We start from the raw sequence: 19,920 nt of genomic DNA on the forward strand, positions 1-19,920 counted from the left end.
ATGGCGCTGATAAAGAATGAAATACCAATACTGGAATATGATACGGATAGCCAAGCGGTTATCATGCCAAGGCATCATTTGGATTATAAATTTTGTGAAAAAGCAGTTATGCTTTTCATGGAATCAGAAATAGAAGACTTTGTAAAAACTCACGAGCGATGGATGCTGTTGTGGAGGTGTAATATTGAGGTCAGAACAGGAAATGTATCAATTGATTTTAGAAACTGCAGAGAAAGACAAACGGATTTTGGCAGTATATATGAATGGATCCAGAACAAATGAAAATGTTTCTAAAGATATCTTTCAAGACTATGATATCGTTTTTGTGGTCAGTGAAACAGCTGAGTTTATCAAAGATAAAGAGTGGATTCAGCAATTTGGTGAGATTTTATATATGCAATATCCAGAAGAGTCCCCAGATTATCCAAGTGATAAAGAGAATTTTTATGGATGGCTGATACAGTTTGCAGATGGGAATCGACTTGACTTGCATGTTGAGACCGTAAAGCATGTGAGAGAACATATAGGAGATGATAAACTTTGTAAAATTCTTCTCGATAAAAATGCAATTCTTCCTGATGTGTATGAATCTACGGATAAAGATTATTGGGTAAAAAAACCGACCAAAGAGCAATATTTATGCGTTTGTAATGAGTTTTGGTGGTGCTTGAATAATGTTGCAAAGGGATTGTGGAGAGAAGAGATGCCCTATGTGCAGGATATGGTGAATTATCATGTGCGAAAGCAATTGGAAAAAATGTTATCTTGGAAAGTTGGAACACTTACGAACTTTTCGGTTAGCATTGGAAAATCGGGAAAGTATATGCACCGATGGATTGATAAACAAGAGTGGGAAATCTATTTATCTACCTATTTTACAGGTAGAGTACCAGAAGCATGGGATGCAGTAATGACTATGTGTGGTTTGTTTGAACAGGTGGCGCTTTATGTAGGTGATAAATTAGAATACCAATATAATGAACTTGAGGGTAAAAATGCACGAAGTTTCTTAGAACACGTGAGACAGCTTCCGAAAGATGCAAAGGAAGTTTATTAGATTGTAATAGAAGTATACTTGGGGGACATATGACACTGGGTAATACACCCACAAGTAACACAACCACTCAAAACCTCAGTATCTAAGCCACTTCCAGCCCCACATTCTCTTTTCAAAGAGATAAAAAGATACACAATTCAAACAATTCAGAAACCCAGCAAATGCCTATATTTGTTGGGTTTCTTTTAATTTCATTTTTCTATGAAATCTATTTTGATAATATACAGTAATTAATATCTTATTATATATTATATTGATTTAAACTGATTGTACCTAACGTACTGTGACGTAATAAAAAATTGTGGGTGTGAAACGTATGCCAACAATGAACAATACAAACCCATCATTTCTGGGCTTTTACACTTACAAACAAAATGTATAAACATAAACAAAAATAATAACAATATGACTACAAATATATAAATATAGTATAAAAAGTATGAAAATAACAAAAAATGTATAACTATAATGTTGACATATGCAGACATATGCTATAATATGTAAAATAAATTTGAATAAAAAAATTTTATGAATGAGTTATTGTAACAAGATAATGGATGTATATAGTAATTTCTTTCTGGGTAATTGCAGCGCTTACGCTTACCATAGAGGAATATACATTTTCACACTAATGTTTAAAGGGGAGGTAACAAGGTGAATTTAAAAAAAGTAATATGTACAATAGCAGCAACTTTGTTGGTAACATCAATGATACCAAATCAAATTAGTTTTGCTAACGAAAGCGTTAATAGCGATCTAACTTTTAGTACTAGTGACAACCAGAAATCCAGCGTTGAATTGCTAGATGAAGGGGATTATAAGGTAATGGCTCAGCACAGCGGAAAAGTTTTAACTGTGCCTTACACTACGTCTGATGAGGGGGCTCAATTGCAGCAGTGTAGTAATGACGGGTCAGATGCGCAGAGATGGATTTTTACGTTGGGTTCTTCAAATTCGGGAGATAATTCTATTTATTCGATACCAGCATCTTCGATACCAAATCCAACTGATAATGGGGTTAGTGTAAAGGTTATGAATGGAACCAATGGTGCTTTTTCAGACGATCAAATTTATTGGGGAGTCATTGGTATCAATCCGGCTAATAACACTTGGAGTTATTTGGATATATCAGGAAATTTAATACCGATTTCAACAGCTTTGAATGATGCTTCGGGTCATTTGACTAAGAATGGCGTTAACTATGCAAATATTTATCATACAGTAAGTGAAGCTTCATGGGTTAATCTTCCTAAAATAACCTCAGGAAGAATGTTTCTTAGTGTTGGTTCTCCATGTTATATCAAAACATATGATAGTGGCTTTGCAGGACCTGATATAAATAATGCGACAGATCCGAACAGAGATATCTATTTTGATTTTGTTGAATTTACAGTAGATGCCAGTGGATACCATGGTAATACCACAAGAGTTGACCAGTTTGGTTTTCCTATTCAGCATAGGCTTGTAAACAAAGCCGGTAATTATGACCAAGTAGTTGGAGAGTTGGAAACGGAAACTCGCGAAGGGTTGTTTTTGAAATATCAAAACGAGGTACCGTATGAATTTAAGTCACTTGGTGTCTTACAGGCTCCTTATAGAATTGTGTGCCCAATAAGTGGACCATTTAATACTGGAGGTACCTATGAAAATTACTTTGCCAGTTATACAAGTATACCTACAAGAGATATTCTTTTAGGAATTAATGGTGCAAGCAATGCTCAAACTTGTGCAGCATTAAATAGACATATTTATAATGACACGGCAAACTGGAATACAGTTAGTATGTACTATCAGGCAACTCCGGCAAATTATTATGCTAAATTCTGGCATGATCATAGTATAAACGAATTGGCTTATGGCTTCTGTTATGATGATGTAAATGGACAAGCTTCTTATCTTGAAGTTGCTGATCCCAAAGGGTTAATTATCAGAGTAGGCTGGTAATGATAATCTTTCAAGATTTTATTTAATTATTGAAGGGGTAACAATGTTAAAAAGAAGGATAATATCCGATGCAGTTAATGGGGATGAGTTTTTTCTTGAGTAATTGGTCAGAGAATTACTGGAACGCTGCAACAGTTGACAGTATGATTTGTTGTGATTTAGACAAAGGTTCTGTATTATAGGAGATACACCTGATATATGGAAGACTTTTACGTTATCCAATATACATTAAATATTTGTGATTTCTTCCATAATGAAAGGTTTATTATTAAAAAAGGAACAACATAGTACAGAATAATTCTAAGTTTTATGGTAACCTAGTTACCAGTTGTTTGAATATTGTTATAGGAGGATTCTATTATATGAGAAAATTTATTATTTTTGCATAGCATAGCTATTGCAATTATTAATATGAAATTTGTTATAGCTATTGCGAACCTAAAGGATTAAAAATTTAGGAGGCAAATATGGGCTATAGAAAAGCAGAAGAGATTCTGCCTATGGAAATCATAGAGTTAATACAAAGATATGTGGATGGGGAAAATATTTATATTCCCAGGAAAGAAAATCAAAGAAAAGAATGGGGTAATAAAACTTTGATACGGCAAGAATTGGAAAAAAGAAATGTTCAGATATTTACTGACTTTCAAAATGGCTATAAAGTTCATGCTTTATCAATAAAGTATTTTTTATCGGAGAAAAGCATTCAACGTATTTTGCGAAAAATGAAATAAATACTGTTATATATGAGCTGATTGCAAATCAAATTGTAATTGGCTCATTTTTTTTTATAAAAATGTTTAAGGTAGAAATTAAATGCAATACCTTCTAAACTTAAATAAGCAATTAATATTAGGAGGAATATTTTATGACTACACCAGTTTGTTTTGCATAGCAAAGGCTATTGCAAATAAAAATCAAATGATTATGTAATAGCACTTTGCAAATCCATTCATTAATTTTTAAGGAGATGTAAAATGAGCTATTTAAGAAAAATAGAATATACAATAACACCAAAGGAATCCTTTAAAATTTTAAGAAATTGTTCGGGATGTGGATGCAAAACAATATTTCATAACACAAATAGCTTTCGTGTAAATGCAAATGGAAGTAAAATAGATGTATGGTTGATTTATCAATGTATAAAATGTAAACATACTAATAATTTGACAGTATATGAAAGATGCAGACCAGAGTCCATATTACAAGAAGAATATGAGGGATATTTAAGTAATTGCAATAAATTAGCGTTTGAGTATGGAACAGATAGTCAGTTTTTTGCCAAAAATAGAGTAGAAGTCGATTGGTCAAATATTAAGTATATTATTAATAGAAAAAATGATATGCTATTGGAAACAGATCAAATTTTTCATGAAGGTGATTTATTAGTAGTTAACAACAGTTATGCATTGAAAATACGAACTGATAAAGTAGTATCTGAGATATTAAATCTTACTAGATCTGAGCTCAAAAGATTGGAAAAGTCGGGTATAATTGTTGTGACAAAAGAAAAACAAGAACATAAAATAATGGTTGAAATAAAGGGAGAGTTATATAGTGATAGAACAATATGAGGTAAGAAAAAGTTACAGACAGAATGAGATTTTAAGAAAAAGCTTTAATGAGTTGGCAAGTGGTATCTTTGGTATCAATTTTGAAGATTGGTATAAAAATGGATATTGGACAGATAAATACAATCCATATTCTATTGTTACAGAGAATAAAGTTGTGGCTAACGTTTCTGTAAACAAAATGGAATTTATATCCAATGGAAAAAGAGTAAAATATTTGCAGCTTGGTACAGTTATGACAGATAAAAAATATCGCAATATGGGATTTATAAAAACAATCATGCAGGAGATTGAAAAGGATTATTATGACATTGTTGATGGTATTTATCTTTTTGCCAATGACAGTGTATTGCAGTTTTATCCTAAATTTGGATATAAAAAAAGTACAGAATATCAGTACTCCAAAGTAATATCTAATAAATTTAATGAAGTTGGTATGGCGAGGGACAAGCAGGCTCGACAAATCCAAATGAACAATAAAGAAGAATGGTCATTATTCGAGAAAGCAATAGAAAACTCTGTAAACAACTGTGCATTTGAAATGAAAAATAACAAGGAATTAATTATGTTTTATGTTACACAATTTATGAAGAACAATGTTTACTATGTTGAAAATGAAAGTGCCTATGTCATTGCAGAAAACAATGAAGACGAACTATTTTTACATAATATTTTTTCAGGAAAAATAGTAAACGTGGATTCAATTGTTGAAGCATTCGGTTATGATATTAGTAAAGTGGTACTTGGTTTTACTCCATTAATCAATCAAGGATATCAAGTTGAGAAGTTATGCAAAAACAATACAACATTATTTTTGAAAGGCAAAGGTTTTGACTTATTTGAAGAAAAGGAATATATATTTCCAACTTTATCTCATGCATAGAACAGTTTTTAGTATTATAATTGGTATCTTGACATTGTCAAAGCTGTTAGGTAAACTTCAAAGAGGTGTCATAAAGATTTATTTTTAGAAGAAAGAGGAAAACATATGATATGCAGAACATTTGAAAACAATACATTAAAGCAATATAAATACGTTGTTATTTTATCAAAATATAATGGTAAAATATTATTAAGCAGACATAAGGAAAGAACAACTTGGGAAACACAGGGCGGACATATAGAAGCTGGTGAGACTCCGATTGAAGCAGCGAAGCGAGAATTATATGAAGAGTCAGGCTCAGTTGAATTTGATATAGAGCCATTATGTGATTATTGGGCAGGAAATCCGGATACCAATCAAGGAGCAAATGGAATGGTATTTATAGCAGATATACATAAAATTGGAGAGATTCCGGAAAGTGAAATGTCAGAGGTAAAGACTTTTGATATCTTGCCAGAAAATCTTACATATCCAGCAATTGCATCAGCTCTTTTTGCAAAGATTGGAGTTGCCTAGCAAGTAAAAAACTTGCAGTTAACTTTACGAAGATAGTCATTTAGTTTAAACTAATAGAAGAAAGGAAAGGTTATGAACAATCTCTTTTTACAAAACATATGTATTGACTGGAATAAGATTAGCAATGAAAGTTATTTAAGGCTTATTCCTGCGCTTAGTTCTTTGACCCAACTCTCATTTAACGAAAATATTACATTTTTTGTTGGAGAGAATGGTTCCGGAAAATCAACATTGCTAGAGGGTATTGCTGTTGCATATGGCTTCAATGCAGAAGGTGGTACGCTAAACTATAATTTTTCTACGTATGAATCTCACTCTGAGCTTCATAATGCGATTAATCTTTCAAAAGGCTTTCGAAAAGCGAAATCAAACTATTTTTTGCGTGCTGAAAGTTTTTATAATGTAGCAAGCAAAGCGGAAGATTATCGAGATGGTGATCCAAAGGAGATTTACTATGCTAGATATGGTGGAAAATCACTACATGAGCAATCTCATGGTGAAAGTTTTCTCGCTCTTATCGAGGGGAACTTTGTTAACAATGGTTTTTATATATTAGATGAACCAGAAGCCGCTTTATCACCACAACGACAGCTTTCATTGCTAATTGATATTGTGAATTTATCAAAAGCGGGTTCACAGTTCATTATTGCTAGTCATTCCCCTATTCTATTAGGAATTCCGAATTCTAATATTGTATCATTTGATGATGAAAAGATACATTCATGCACATATGAAGAAACGGATAGCTATCAGATTACCGAAATGTTCGTAAACAATAGAGAGCGTCTTTTGAACAGCCTATTATCCGACTCATGATAAGTAGTTAGACCGCAGACACTTTATATTGAAAATTTTTCTGTAAAACTTAAAAGCGGATAAAATTGTACAAAAGTTTTAATAAAAATATAAAAAAATACGTATAATTAACCAAATATGTTGAAAGATACAGACAATAATGGTATTATGTAATTATTTATATTGTATCTAACAAATTATAAGGGGGTTAATTATGTATAAGAGAGAACAGAGAATACTACGCAGATCATTTGCTGTTTTTCTAGTGGCATTCTTATTGATGCCAGTGTTTAGCAGTGCATTTACAGGCTTAGCTTACGTCGAAGCAGCAGAACCGGAAATAACAATTACATCACACAGTTATGATTTTAGTAACAATACGGAAAAAAGTACTCCCGTATTGGGGGAAATCCTTGATCAGACGGCATTAGAAACATCTGGAATTATTTGGTATGAAACAGAGGGAAATAGTGTATCCTTTGATGCCAAGCTGTTAAAGTTTCGGTCGGGTACTACCTTATATATACCAATTCAAGAGGACACAACCAAGATTACATATACACAAACTTGCAGTGGGGATTCCTCATCCAGGTTTACTTACGTAGGCGTTAAAAATGGGGCATATTATGTATCAATGACACAGAGCCCAAATTCAGTTACCATTGATGATATTACAGATATAGTAAAAGAGTTTAATGGAAATCAGTATATTGCAATCTATTCTGCTGCTGATGTGAAAATCACTAATATAACTTTGACAGAATACAATCCCATTAATTTAGTAACAGTAAGTGGAAAAGTCTACAATGCAGCAGAAAACGGTATTTCTAAACTTTCTTTTAAAAATTTGGATGATGAGAATTCTGATATTGTTTCAGCGGCGATTGACAACAAAGGAAATTATTCAGCAACCTTGAAACGAATAGCAGGAAATACAAATTATGCGGCATCTGTATCGGAAGCAGGGTATAAGATTGACAATACAAATGGTGACAATCAATTTAGTCTGATAGGAAATGGAGCAAACAAAGAACAGAATTTCAGCATCATAACAGCAGATATGGCTATAGTAAGCGGAACTTTATCGGGAGTTTTAGACAGTGCGCTTAAGGATACCTTAAAGCTAAAGCTTGTTCCAAGTGATAGCACCTTAAATACAGTTTATCTTAATCTTACGAAAGCATCAGATGGAAGCTATACTTACTCAAATGCAGTAATCAGCCCAGATGTTTCCTACACACCGATTCTGGAAAATGCAAATGATTATGAAATAACTTCCGATATAACGATGGCAGCTGGTATTTATACTAATATTGCGTTAAAAGCAACACCAAAGGCTCTTCATCAGGTAGTAGGTTCATTTGTGACGTCGGATGGTAGTTGTGCGAATGTTAGTAAAATAACATTTACCAATATGCAGGAACCGGACTATTCCTATACATTTGATATATCCAATAGTACATATTCAGCGGCACTTCGTACAGGTGAATATGTAACATCAGCAGAAGTGAACGGTTACACGGCATTTGACCATGTTAGCATAAAAGATACTGATGTTATAAATAATGTTTATCTGGAGACTTCAAATGACACATCTTCAGTTGCATATCAGGAGATACTCAAAGTAGGAAAAGGAAAAGATTTTGATACAATAACAGAAGCTCTAAATTATATTAACAAAATGACAAGAACAGATAATCAAAGAGTAACCATTAATCTTACAGATGATTTGTACAGAGAACAGATTATGGTGAATACCCCTAATATTACAATTATGAGTAACAATGAAAAGGCTCCTACAGTTACATGGTATTATGGAATAGGTTATTCATATTATAGTGTAGCCCCTGCATCAGAGACAAATAAAGGCTATTACAGTAAGAAATATGCTGTGGATCAATATACAAAGACGGTTGTAGATACACATTGGGGAACTGTGGTTGAAATCACTAAGAATGCCATGGGATTTCAATCAGAAAATGTAACATACGAAAGTTCTTTTAACCGTTATATGACAGAAGAAGAATTGTCTGATGGGGTAGGCTCAGGTGTGGAATCGGCAAGAATAGACCGTCAAGCTGCAACAGATGCCGATGTTATGTCAAAAGCAGGTAAGGAAAGATCTTGTACGATGTTTATTGCGGCTGATCAATGCGAGTTTCATAACTGCTCGTTTTTAAGCAGCCAGGATACCATATATACTGGTAATTCAGAGGAGTCAATCTACTTTAAAAATTGTGTGATTGAGGGCACTACCGATTTTATTTGTGGAAGCGGTAATCCTGTATTTGATAACTGCACGTTGAGTATATACGGATACAGTGACCAGGCTGGAGACGGAGGTTATATTACAGCTCCGAAGGCAGGAGGCAGCAAAGGATACCTGTTTTATAATTGCAAAATTGCAAGAACTGCATATAACCAAATTTTAACTACAACTAAAAATATATATTTGGGTAGACCTTGGGGAGCAGGAACGAAAGTTTTGTTTTACAATACAGAGGTTGAAACAGCTGACTTGATTGATTCTGCTGGATATACAGCAATGTCAAGTGTTACACCTGCTGAAGCGTATTATTCTGAGTACAATACACACCTGCCAGATGGCACTGCGCTTGATACATCAGGCAGAGCAGCAGGTTCCATCATACTGACGCAAGAACAGGCTGAAAATGTTTGCTTAAATGATTATTTTGGTAATTGGCAGCCGTCATATTATCATACAAATGAATCAAAATAGCCACAATATTATCAAATATATTATTTTGCTATTTTAACAAAACAATAGCAAAAATTTGATAATTCAAGTAAAAACTATCAAAATATTTAAAAATTAAAAGATTATTATAGTAAAATATAACTATTTTTATAGACAATATCACCAATATATGCTACAATTAGTTAAATACTTTGTGAGGGAGGGTAGAGCCATATCATTTCTGTATCATATTAAACTAAAATAATAGGGGGATTTGTTTATGAAAGAAAACACAAAAAGGATTTCTAGCTTTTTACTTATTTTTGCTATGCTTATGTCATTTATTTGGAGTGCACCAATGACAGTGGCAGCAGCGTCACTTCCAACCATACCGGCTAATGGATTTGATAGTTACAAAGCAAATGTGAAGCATGGTACCATTCAGTACATCAATTACTATTCAAATGCAACAAAAAGTACACGTAGAGCAAAAATTTATCTGCCTGCCGGCTATACTAAAAATACGAAATATAGTGTAATGTATTTATTACATGGCATTGGCGGAAATGAGGATAACTGGACCACTGGTGGCGGAAGTGTACATTATATTGCAGATAATCTGATTGCAGAAGGTAAAATCAGCCCTTCTATTATAGTAATGCCAAATTGCACTGCCGCAGCATCAGGAGTAGACCAGTACGAAAATGTTACCAATGACATACTTTATAATTTGATTCCATATATAGAAAAGAATTATTCAGTATATACAGACCGCGATCACCGTGCTATATCGGGACTTTCAATGGGAGGTGGACAATCCTTTAATATCGGATTACCAAATCTTGATAAATTTGCTTATATCGGTACATATTCAGCAGCTCCAAATACTCATTCAAATGAGGCATTATTCCCGGATGGAGGAACAAAAGCAAAACAAATGTTAAAGTTATTCTTCATATCTTACGGCACAAATGACAGCTTGATTAGTTTTGGTACCAGAGTACATAATTATGCTGATTCAAAGGGAATTTCCAATATTTATTGGCTGCTAAATGGAAGAGGACATGATTGGAGTGTGTGGAAACCAAGTGTATGGAATTTCTTACAGTTGTTAGAACAAAGAGGATTTAACGCTAAATAATTAATAACTTATATTCAATTAATATTACAGGGGGGTTAAGCTTTATGATAGGAAATACGAAAAAGCTTACTAGCTTTTTACTCATTTTTGCGATGCTTATGTCGTTTACTTGGTGTGTACCATTAACCGTGGCAGCAGCTACACTGCCAACCTTGCCTGCTGATGGGTACGACAGCTACAAGGCAAATGTTGCACATGGAACCATACAATACATTAACTATTATTCTAATGCTACAAACAGTACTCGAAGGGCAAAAATTTATCTGCCACCAGGTTATACAACGGACAAGAAATACAGCGTGATGTATCTTTTACATGGAATTGGTGGAAATGAGGATAACTGGACAACTGCAGGCGGAAGTGTACATTATATTGCAGATAATCTGATTGCAGAAGGCAAAATCAGTCCTTCTATCATAGTAATGCCAAATTGTACTGCGGCAGCATCAGGAGTTGATCAGTATGAAAATGTAACAGATGACATACTTTATAACTTGATTCCATATGTAGAACAAAACTTTTCAGTCAATACGGATCGTGAGCACCGTGCTATATCAGGACTTTCAATGGGAGGTGGACAATCCTTTAATATTGGATTACCAAATCTTGATAAGTTTGCTTATATCGGCACATACTCAGCAGCTCCAAACACTCATTCAAATGAGTCATTATTTCCAGACGGCGGAACACAAGCAAAACAAATGTTAAAGCTTTTCTTTATATCTTACGGTACGAATGACGGTTTGATAAGCTTTGGTACTAGAGTGCATGACTATGCGGATTCAAAGGGAATTGATAACATTTATTGGCTGCTAAATGGAAGAGGACATGATTGGAGTGTGTGGAAACCAAGCGTATGGAACTTCTTACAGTTGTTAGAGGAAAGAGGATTCAATACTACAAGTTCAACATCCACTCCTACGCCAGCTCCAACAACCGATGAGGTATCTTTTGACTATCAAGTAGTAAGTGATTGGGGAAGCAGTTTTCAAGGGGAGCTTGTAGTGACAAATAATTCAAGTCAGACTTTTAGTGGCTGGACTTTGACATATGACTATAACAGTACGATTACGCAGCTTTGGGGTGCAGAATTATCTAGCCAAAATGGTACAAAAGTTGTTGTAAAGAATCCATCCTGGGATGAAGAATTAGCACCGGGTGAATCAGTCACAATTAATTTTACAGCAACACTTGGAAGTGATAAGAATGCTCCGACTAATTATTCATTTAATTAACGAATCGCAAGGTCAGAAGTATTTTAAAAGTATAGATAGTTGAATGAAAAACCTGTCATAATTTTTGGCAGGTTTTTTTCATTGTGTGTGTGTGTCCAGCGAAGCTGGACCATGCCTGCCGGTGTAAGTCCGGTCACGGTAATCGCCAGTGAGCCGTGTAGCTAAATCCGGTGCGTTACAGTAATGTAGGGTGCTAAGCGGATGGATAAAGTCGCACCATAGACGATTTAATTGAAGTTATCTGCATGACATAATGCTGTAGAAAGAAGAATGTCGGAAAGCCGTATGAGGGAAAACCTCACGTACGGTTTGATGAGGGGCGGGTGAAATTTCACCCGCCTACTCTATCATGCAAAATTAATTGATAACATCCTTTTGCATGATAAAAAGTAAAAGCAATTATTGACTTACCTAAATACTTGTAATAAAATGTACTTAGTAATGCTAGGTAAGGAGTGGTGAATTGAATCCAAAATACGAACAGCAAATGAAAAAAGGCGTGTTTGAAATGCTTGTTTTAGTGCTATTAAAAAATGAAGAGAAATATGGCTATCAGCTTATTTGTGAGCTGGCAGATAAAAGTAACGGCATGTTTACTTTGAAAGAGGGGACGCTGTATCCCATTCTTTACCGGATGGAGGATGATGGTTTGGTTATCAGCAGATGGAGTGAACCAAAAGGGAAAAAAGTATCCAGAAAATATTACCAAATTACAAATTCAGGGATTCAGGCTTTAGCCGAAATGCTTGAACTATGGAAAGAGTTTCAAAATAAAGTAACATCGATAATGGAGGTAGAGTAATGAACAAGGACAGATATATAAAAGCAGTTACGAAGAAGTTAAAATGCTCTTATAAGAAAAAACTGGAAATTAAGCGAGAGTTAATAGCGGATATACAGTCGGCTTTGGATCATGGGGAAGAATGGCAGCAAATAATGGAGCGAATGGGACAGCCAGCTGGTATGGCCTCTGAATTTAATGAAAACTTATCAAAGGAGGAATTAAAAGCTTACAAATGGGTAAAGAGAGTGAAAGTCATAGCAGTAAGTGTTATCATAATTGCATTGATAGGAGCAGGAATTAACTGGATTCAACCGAAAACAGTTGCGATAAAGGATGATAGCTCATTTACCGAGATTCAGGTAATTGATGAATCAAAAGAAATCATTGAGCTGCTAAATCAAAACAATTATGAAGAGATTCAAAACAGATGTGCAAATGATCAGATCAAGGAAGCCTTAACTGAAGAAGTTATTGTAAATGCAAAAGAACAAATAGGAGCAGATTGGGGAAGTTTTCAAGATTTTACCAGTATTTACACAGCAGAAATTAAACAAAAGAATCAAAAATATGCTGTCACTGAAATCACAGCATTATACGAGAATCGAAGCGTAACTTTTACAATTTCCTTAGATGAAGACATGTTGCTTGTAGGGCTTTATATGAAATAGAGGTAAGCAATATGAATATTAACAAAACGAGGTACGATATTTTTGTAAATATAGTTGGCGCAGGAATCTTGATTGCCATGGTTCTTTATTTATGGCTAAACTGGCAAGAGATACCCGAGAGCATTCCGGCACATTACAATGCAGCAGGAGTAATTGATCGGTGGGGGAATAAAAAAGAGATTTTCATTGAAGTTATCATAGCTTGGATTCTCTACATTGGAATAACGGTGCTTGAGAGATTTCCCCAAATCTGGAATACAGGAGTAACAGTAACAGAACAAAATAAAGTCCGGGTATATCGTATACTAAAAAATCTAATTGAAACTCAAAAGCTATTGATTGCAGCAATATTTAGCTATAGCGCGCTCAATTCAGCTTTATCAAGAAGCATGTCTGTGTGGTTTTTACCAATAGTTTTAGTGCTTATGTTTGGTTCGATTGCTTTTTTTACAGTTCAACTAATAAAAGTAAAATGATTCATGATTTTATATGTTTGAGTATAATAATAATTAATTAATTAAAAGGTGCATTCTAATTGAGAGTAGATTCAAATAGAATGCACCTTTTAAGACCTATCAATATATTATTTATTAAACATCCAATTTAGTACTTTTTTAATATATTCATCCCAAAAATCCCAGTTATGTCCGCCAGAACCCTCTTCATATATTAAATTTGCACCCACTTGCTCTAAACGACTTTTCACGGTTTGATTCATAGAATACAAGAAATCTTCTGTTCCGCAAGCTTGATAAAGTTCAGGGACTTGACCTTTAGCCATACATTGTTTATGAAGCTCAAATAAATCAAAATTGCTTCCGGATAGATTTTGAGGCTCTGCAAAAATATCCTCCAAAGGAAATGGAGCATCCATTGTGCCCTTTAAGTATTCACTGTACAAGTCCACAATATCAAGTGCACCTGACATACTGGCCGATTTTGAATAAAGGTCTGGGTTAGATAAGGCAAGATACCATGCTCCGTATCCTCCCATAGAAAAGCCTGCGATATAGGTGTCTTCTCTTTTCTTAGAAACAGGAAACACGTTTGTGATAAACGCAGGAAGCTCCTTAGTAAAAAAGGTATAGTAGGAGTTTCCGTGATACATGTCCTGATAAAAGCTATTATCTGCTGAGGCCATAACCGCTACACAGCGATGCTTTTGCACATAGCGCTCTATATTACTAAAGCGTAAAAATGAACTATAGTTTCCAAAAGCACCGTGAAGCAGATAGACAACAGGGAGTCCCTTTTCATAGCAGTAGGATTTTTGAACATTGGAATCTGTAATTTGCTCGTTTCCCTCTGGGGTTGGGACAATGACGTTAACCTCAACGGTATGTTTTAAGGAAGAACTATAGTAATGACATTGCATACAAGCCATAAGAATCATCTCCTGATTTTATATTATTTCAGTCTTATTGGACTGGGATAGTCCTATTATATAGGATGTATGATAAAGAAACTAGACAAAAATTGCACAGCTTATGCATATTTTGTACATATTTTGCTTTTGTTATTAAAACAAATCAAGATATATAACAAAAAAATTAAAGCTTTTTAATTTTAAGCAATCAAATTGAGTTTTAAAAGAGCAAGATATGTAAAATTAGCTCTCATTGATTGCAATTTCTGTATAGAATATAACTTACATTTTCATTATAATAAAGAAACAAAATGATTTGTAAAAGGAGATAATACCTAATGAAGCTATGTATGAATGCAAAAGAGATAGGGAAATGCGAGAACTATGTTTCGATTATGACGAATAGTATTGAAATCCGAGTTCTGTTTTTGACGGACAAAATATTACGAATCCGAGCAGGCTTTGATGGAGAGTTCGCAGAAGAATCCTATAGTCTGCTGACAACTGCGTGGGGGGATCGCATGGATGCTTTCCTTGGTGACAGGCGTAAAAGAATTGAAGCTGCGGCTGCAACGTTAACTGACAGTGAAACAACAGCAGTGATACAGGGGAAACTTTTAAAAGTAGTGGTAGAAAAAGACCCATTTCGAATTTGTGTATATGACAAAGACAACACCCTTCTTCATGCAGATATCGTAGATTTGGGTTATCAAGAGGACAGCAATCACAGGCGTATTCATACAAGCGAAATCAGTGTAGATGATTGTTTCTATGGTTTTGGTGAAAAGACAGGTGAGTGGAATAAAGCACAAAAATTCATGTCTATGAGCCCAAAGGATGCAATGGGATATAATCCTAAGGAGACAGATTCTTTGTATAAGCATATTCCATTTTACATTAAATTAAATCGTCAGTCCCAAAAGGCAGTCGGATATTTCTATCATAATACCTATGAATGTGATTTTGATATGGGAAGAGAAAAGAGTAATTATTGGAAGCCGCACAGCAGATACAGAACAGATGGCGGAGATATTGATCTTTTCTTAATTGCAGGTCCATCGATTCGTGAGGTAGTAATGGGATATACGGATTTGACCGGTAAATCAGCCATGCTTCCCATTTATGCACTCGGATACCTTGGTTCGTCTATGTATTATCCGGAGCTGGAGGCTGACTGTGATGATGCTATTTTAGAATTTATTGATACGACAAAGGAAGAAGACATGCCAGTAGACGGTTTTCAGCTTTCCTCTGGGTATACCTCACAAGAGACACCACAAGGGATAAAGCGCTGCGTATTTACGTGGAATCGAAAACGCTTTAAAAATCCTAAGAATTTCTTTGAACAGATGAGAAAGCGTGGTATCACAGTTTCGCCTAATGTAAAACCCGGAATTCTTTTGGCACATCCAAATCTGGAAGAAATGAAAAAGCAGAAAATTTTTGTATTAGACAGTGAGAAAGAGGAACCAGGTATTGGAACCTGGTGGGGAGGAAAAGGGGTATTTGCAGACTTTACAAAACCAATTACACGTAAGGTATGGAAAGATTTACTGAAAGAAAATGTTCTTTTGATGGGGACTAGCTCTGTTTGGAATGATAATTGTGAGTATGACAGTATGATTGATAAGGATTGCCGTTGTGACTTTGAGGGGACGGGTGGTACAATTGGGCAGCTAAAATCAGTCATGTCTAACATTATGTGCCATGTGACCAAGGAGGCAATTGAGGAAACCTTTGAAAACGAAAGACCTTATATTGTATGTCGCTCCGGACATAGCGGAATACAAAGATATGCACAGACTTGGGCAGGTGATAATCTTACTTGTTGGGAGGCATTAAAGTATAATATTGCAACAATTCTTGGGATGGGCTTATCGGGTGTTGCCAATCATGGCTGTGATGTTTGCGGTTTTTATGGAAATTCGCCAGAAGCAGAATTAATGGTGAGATGGATTCAAAATGGTATTTTTCAGCCACGTTTTTCTGTACATTCCGTTAATACGGACAATACGGTAACAGAGCCTTGGATGTATGGTGACTGCACACAGTATATCCGTGAGGCGGTGAAGTTTCGTTATCGACTGATTCCTTACCTCTATTCACTGATGGAAAGGGCACATGAGACAGGACTCCCGATGATTGAACCTATGTGCAGTGCTTTCCAGCAGGATACAAAATGCTATGAGGAAGGCGTTGATTTTATGCTGGGAGATTCCCTTTTGGTAGCAAATGTGGTAGAGAAAGGTGCAAAGACCAGAATGGTATATCTTCCAGAAAATGAAGTCTTTTATGACTTTTATAATAGAACTAGGTATGAAGGCGGTCAAACAATTGAGATTCCCGTTGAACTTTCAAGTGTCCCATTGTTTGTCAAAGAGGGAGCAATTGTTCCAATGGCACAAAATCAATTGCACAATTTAACAACAGAGAAAGTAACAGGGATTCATCTTTTGATAGCAGCAGGCAGGGATAATCGATTTACGCTTTATGAAGATGATGGAATCACAAATGAATACAAGACGGGCAACTTTTTAAAGACGTGTATTACTATGACAACAGGCGAGAAAACAGTTCTGAACTTCCAAAAGGAGGGTGATTATCAATCAGTAGTTGACAATATGTATCTGGATGTCATTCATCCAAAGAAAGCGCCATATAGGGTGTTCTTAGATGGGAAAGAGCTGACTCATTTTCTGTACCGCAAGAAATTTGAAAGTGCAATGAGTGGTTGGTATTATAGCCAGACGTTAAAATCAGTTCAGATTAAATATGAGAATCTTAGAAAAGATTATGAACTTATTATTTCTTTTGAACAATTTGATATGATAGGAATGTAAATAAGATGGACGAAAGGATTTGTCAGCCTAACGGGTGGCAGATTCTTTCTTTCCTTTAGGCTATACTTTTTTGGAATAAAGTAATATGATGGAATTATTCTAATTAAGTGGAGGAAGCATATGGGAATTTTATTAAATCGATTATTAATTATTTTAAATGATAGTGATCCAAAATCAACGGATTATCATATTGCTTTTACTTTATTGTCTAATTTTTATTCAATTGCTTCATTATCAATTGGAGAGGTGGCTCAAATATGTTCTGTTTCAAAGTCAACGATATCCAAATTTATAAGAAAGTTAAATTTTGAAGATTATGCAGAATTTAAAGCAGCAGCGCCATTTAAGGAAAATAAGTATGGATTTAAGCTTAATTATAATCAAAATATCGCCAAATACATGGAACAGAATGGGTTGGATTCTTATATTGATGTTATTTTAAAAGATATTTCTTACTGTAAAAATAGCATTGATATGAATCAAGTTAAAGAATTAGCAAAGGATTTAGTGCATTATAAAAAAGTGGCAAGTTTTGGTCTTTTGTTTTCGGAGCTTGGAGCAATGGATTTACAGACGAAATTAGCTTATAATGGAAAATTTATTATTACAAATCTAAGTGATTCAAAGCAAGATGATTTTATTAATCATGCAGATGAAGATACTTTAATTATTATTTATTCAAACTCAGGTACTTACATTCAGCGCTATATGTTATCCGAATTTCAAATTAAAAAGGATTATTCAAAAATTAAAGCAAAAATTGTACTAATTACTGGAAATGAAAGGATGAAAAACCATCCAGATGTAGACTTATGTATTAGCTTTAAACATGAATCTCTGGTGCAAACACATTCAATTCTTTATCCATTGATTAATGATATGATTGTAATGGAATATAGAAAACAAATCAGAAAAATTTAATGCAGTTTCAATTGAGTTTCTAAAATTCGAACTTTTCATTGAATAATTAAATCTATGTTATGATTCTTATACAAACAAGTCTTGGCCAAGGCAGATAAATTTTGATGTTAATGGAGGGAAACGAATCATGGCTAAAAAAAACTATGAAAAGTTAGCGAAAGAAATTGTTGCCTTAGTTGGAGGAGTAGAAAACATTACAAATCTGACGCATTGTGTTACCAGACTGAGGTTTCAGTTAAAGGATAATTCAAAAGCAGATCAAAAATCATTAAAAGAGTTAGAAGGTGTTTTAACGGTAGTAATTGGAAATGGACAATTTCAGGTAGTAGTGGGAAATACAGTAGAAGATATTTTTAATACAATTTTAAAGCTTTATCCGATTCAAACAGAAAAAAGGGAAAGTGTTACAGTGGAAAAAAGCGGTAATTTATTTACCAGAGCATTAAATACCATGGCAGCAATTGTAAATCCAATTGTTATAGCTTTGGCTGGTGCTGGCATGATAAAGGCTTTGTTGGTTATATTGACCACTACCTTGGGAGTGCTGGATAATACAGGAAGTACGTATATGATTTTATCAGCAGCTGGGAATAGTGTTTTCTATTTTCTGCCATTATTTTTAGCTTTTTCCTCTGCAAAAGCATTCGATTGTAATCCCTATATTTCACTTGCAATTGTTGGGGCGCTATTAGAACCAAATTTCACAGGCTTGATAACAAATGCGGGTGATATATCATCCTTTATGGGGATTCCAGTGGTATTGATGAAATATTCTGGAACGCTAGTTCCAGCTATTATAGCAGTTTTGGTATATTCTAAGTTAGAAAAACTACTAAAGAAATTCATTCCAAAGAGTATTGAATTATTTGCTTTATCTTTTGCGGCTTTGATTATTATGGTTCCACTTTCTGTCATTGTGATTGGTCCCGTTGGTGTTTATCTAGCAAATGCAATGGGCAGCTTTGTTAATTTCATGAGTGCACAAAATGGTCTATTAACAGGACTTATTATAGGAGGTGGATGGACTCTGCTTGTAATGATTGGAATTCATTGGGGAGTTGCTCCTATTATGATTAATAATATTTCGACCTATGGATATGATTTCATACGTCCTATGGTTGCAGCAGCAACGTTTGCGAGCGCAGGAGCTGCATTTGGTGTATTCATGAAAGCAAAAAGAAAGGAAACAAAAGCATTTGCATTATCTACGGTAGTACCAGCATTGCTAGGTGGGGTAACAGAGCCAATTGTATATGGTATTTCATTAAAATATAAAAAACCATTTATCGCGCAGATCATAGGAGGGGCGCTGGCAGGAGCGTTTATGGGAGCGATGCATACAAAAGCCTTTGTATATGTTTTTCCTGCACTTACAACATTACCAGCTTTTTTTGGTGATACGTTTGTTTATTACATTATTGGTATTGCTTTAGCATTTACGATTACAGCTATTCTTACTTGGATATTAGGGATAGACGAGTTAGCTGATAAGGAAATATAA

Annotated in this window: 18 protein-coding genes; 17 read left to right on the forward strand and 1 reads right to left on the reverse strand. The window is 34.6% G+C overall.

The window, feature by feature from the left end; all coding sequences use genetic code 11:
* From C8E03_RS21795 to C8E03_RS17475, 14 genes are all read left to right on the forward strand, one after another.
* Complete coding sequence (locus C8E03_RS21795; RefSeq protein ID WP_146212341.1) at positions 1 to 282, forward strand: hypothetical protein; 282 nt, start codon at positions 1 to 3, stop codon at positions 280 to 282.
* Entirely contained in the window at positions 185 to 1,057 is an 873-nt protein-coding gene (locus C8E03_RS17415; RefSeq protein WP_094380458.1) for an aminoglycoside 6-adenylyltransferase, read from the forward strand. Before C8E03_RS21795 ends, C8E03_RS17415 begins: the two co-directional genes overlap by 98 nt.
* A 654-nt stretch (positions 1,058 to 1,711) precedes the next feature.
* Positions 1,712 to 3,001: a beta-1,3-glucanase family protein gene (locus C8E03_RS17420; RefSeq protein ID WP_207657816.1), complete on the forward strand. Its 1,290-nt coding sequence runs from the start codon at positions 1,712 to 1,714 to the stop codon at positions 2,999 to 3,001.
* Between the two features lie 467 nt (positions 3,002 to 3,468).
* The gene (locus C8E03_RS17425; RefSeq protein WP_094380455.1) at positions 3,469 to 3,735 is read left to right on the forward strand and encodes a CD3324 family protein; all 267 of its coding nucleotides are present in this window, start codon (positions 3,469 to 3,471) and stop codon (positions 3,733 to 3,735) included.
* Positions 3,736 to 3,978: 243 nt separating this feature from the next.
* Positions 3,979 to 4,575: a DUF1062 domain-containing protein gene (locus C8E03_RS17430; RefSeq protein WP_110291710.1), complete on the forward strand. Its 597-nt coding sequence runs from the start codon at positions 3,979 to 3,981 to the stop codon at positions 4,573 to 4,575.
* On the forward strand, positions 4,559 to 5,455 hold the full coding sequence (locus C8E03_RS17435) for a GNAT family N-acetyltransferase (protein WP_170123044.1): 897 nt from the start codon (positions 4,559 to 4,561) through the stop codon (positions 5,453 to 5,455). The genes C8E03_RS17430 and C8E03_RS17435 overlap by 17 nt, the downstream gene beginning before the upstream one ends.
* Positions 5,456 to 5,560: 105 nt before the next feature.
* Positions 5,561 to 5,971, forward strand: coding sequence for an NUDIX hydrolase (locus tag C8E03_RS17440; RefSeq protein WP_094380449.1), 411 nt, complete (start codon positions 5,561 to 5,563; stop codon positions 5,969 to 5,971).
* Positions 5,972 to 6,043: 72 nt separating this feature from the next.
* Entirely contained in the window at positions 6,044 to 6,787 is a 744-nt protein-coding gene (locus C8E03_RS17445; RefSeq protein ID WP_094380447.1) for an AAA family ATPase, read from the forward strand.
* 193 nt (positions 6,788 to 6,980) lie between these two features.
* Positions 6,981 to 9,506 (forward strand): pectinesterase family protein, encoded by a 2,526-nt coding sequence (locus tag C8E03_RS17450; RefSeq protein WP_110291712.1) that lies wholly within the window; start codon positions 6,981 to 6,983, stop codon positions 9,504 to 9,506.
* 238 nt (positions 9,507 to 9,744) lie between these two features.
* On the forward strand, positions 9,745 to 10,605 hold the full coding sequence (locus C8E03_RS17455; RefSeq protein WP_094380443.1) for an alpha/beta hydrolase: 861 nt from the start codon (positions 9,745 to 9,747) through the stop codon (positions 10,603 to 10,605).
* A gap of 44 nt (positions 10,606 to 10,649) precedes the next feature.
* Entirely contained in the window at positions 10,650 to 11,840 is a 1,191-nt protein-coding gene (locus C8E03_RS17460; protein WP_094380441.1) for an alpha/beta hydrolase-fold protein, read from the forward strand.
* A 463-nt stretch (positions 11,841 to 12,303) separates the two neighbouring features.
* The gene (locus tag C8E03_RS17465) at positions 12,304 to 12,642 is read left to right on the forward strand and encodes a PadR family transcriptional regulator (protein WP_094380439.1); all 339 of its coding nucleotides are present in this window, start codon (positions 12,304 to 12,306) and stop codon (positions 12,640 to 12,642) included.
* Positions 12,642 to 13,292 (forward strand): DUF3887 domain-containing protein, encoded by a 651-nt coding sequence (locus tag C8E03_RS17470; protein ID WP_094380437.1) that lies wholly within the window; start codon positions 12,642 to 12,644, stop codon positions 13,290 to 13,292. Before C8E03_RS17465 ends, C8E03_RS17470 begins: the two co-directional genes overlap by 1 nt.
* Positions 13,293 to 13,303: 11 nt before the next feature.
* Positions 13,304 to 13,768, forward strand: a complete 465-nt coding sequence (locus C8E03_RS17475) for a DUF1648 domain-containing protein (RefSeq protein ID WP_094380436.1) — start codon at positions 13,304 to 13,306, stop codon at positions 13,766 to 13,768.
* 107 nt (positions 13,769 to 13,875) lie between these two features.
* Here the strand turns inward: C8E03_RS17475 and C8E03_RS17480 are convergent, their stop codons facing one another.
* Positions 13,876 to 14,676: an alpha/beta hydrolase gene (locus tag C8E03_RS17480; RefSeq protein ID WP_110291713.1), complete on the reverse strand. Its 801-nt coding sequence runs from the start codon at positions 14,674 to 14,676 to the stop codon at positions 13,876 to 13,878.
* A gap of 320 nt (positions 14,677 to 14,996) precedes the next feature.
* Here C8E03_RS17480 and C8E03_RS17485 point away from each other — a divergent pair, with 320 nt between their 5' ends.
* The 3 genes from C8E03_RS17485 (at position 14,997) to C8E03_RS17495 (ending at position 19,920) form a co-directional block, all read left to right on the forward strand.
* Complete coding sequence (locus C8E03_RS17485; RefSeq protein ID WP_110291714.1) at positions 14,997 to 17,498, forward strand: glycoside hydrolase family 31 protein; 2,502 nt, start codon at positions 14,997 to 14,999, stop codon at positions 17,496 to 17,498.
* A gap of 120 nt (positions 17,499 to 17,618) precedes the next feature.
* A complete protein-coding gene (locus tag C8E03_RS17490; protein WP_094380430.1) occupies positions 17,619 to 18,419 on the forward strand; it encodes a MurR/RpiR family transcriptional regulator in 801 nt (266 codons plus the stop codon).
* A 127-nt stretch (positions 18,420 to 18,546) separates the two neighbouring features.
* The gene (locus C8E03_RS17495; RefSeq protein WP_094380428.1) at positions 18,547 to 19,920 is read left to right on the forward strand and encodes a PTS transporter subunit EIIC; all 1,374 of its coding nucleotides are present in this window, start codon (positions 18,547 to 18,549) and stop codon (positions 19,918 to 19,920) included.

This window comes from Lachnotalea glycerini (genome assembly GCF_003201285.1).
In the GTDB taxonomy this organism is placed as follows: domain Bacteria; phylum Bacillota; class Clostridia; order Lachnospirales; family Lachnospiraceae; genus Lachnotalea; species Lachnotalea glycerini.